Genomic DNA, 667 nt, shown 5'->3' with positions numbered 1-667 from the left:
CAGACAATCGCTATGCCGATGAGTTTGGCGAACAAGACGTCGCGATTGATGGTTTGGCAACAGACAACGCACTGGAAAATGATGAACCTCAATATGCTCCACAAGTTATCTCTGAGCAAAACGCATTCTTGATGCGTGAAATGATGTACAGCAACATCTGGGGTGGCGGCAACTGGCGTGAAGGAACTGGCTGGAACGGTACCGGCTGGCGTGCGCAAAAACTTGAGCGTCGTGATATTGGTGGTAAAACTGGTACGACTAACGATTCAAAAGATGCATGGTACAACGGTTATGGTCCGGGCGTGGTTGCTATTGCATGGGTGGGCTTCGATGATCACTCACGCGCGTTAGGCCGCACGACGGTGAACAGTAATCTGGGTCAAGGCCAAGTATCTGGTGCCGAATCAGGAGCGAAAACAGCAGAGCCAGCATGGATTGACTTTATGCAAGTAGCATTGGAAGGCAAGCCAGAACAAGGCAAGAATATTCCAGATGACATCGTGCGCGTTCGCATCGATCGCAACAGCGGTCTGCTGCCTCATAAAGTGGATAGCACGTCCATGTTTGAATACTTTGAGAAAGGCACGGAGCCAACCGAATACGTTGGTAACAGCCTCGAAGACAGCATTTATTCAAGCGGTTCTGGTGGCACAACGGAAGAGTTGTT

At 50.1% G+C, this 667-nt stretch carries 1 pseudogene; it reads left to right on the top strand.

Annotation, left to right across the window (positions count from 1 at the left end):
- Window positions 1-667 (top strand): annotated as a pseudogene (locus tag R7Z50_RS27945) (penicillin-sensitive transpeptidase); the annotation flags it as partial.

It is taken from the genome of Vibrio sp. 1249-1 (genome assembly GCF_033340495.1).
The sequence above is the reverse complement of the archived record's forward strand: the minus strand, read 5'-3'. Positions and strand labels throughout refer to the sequence as shown.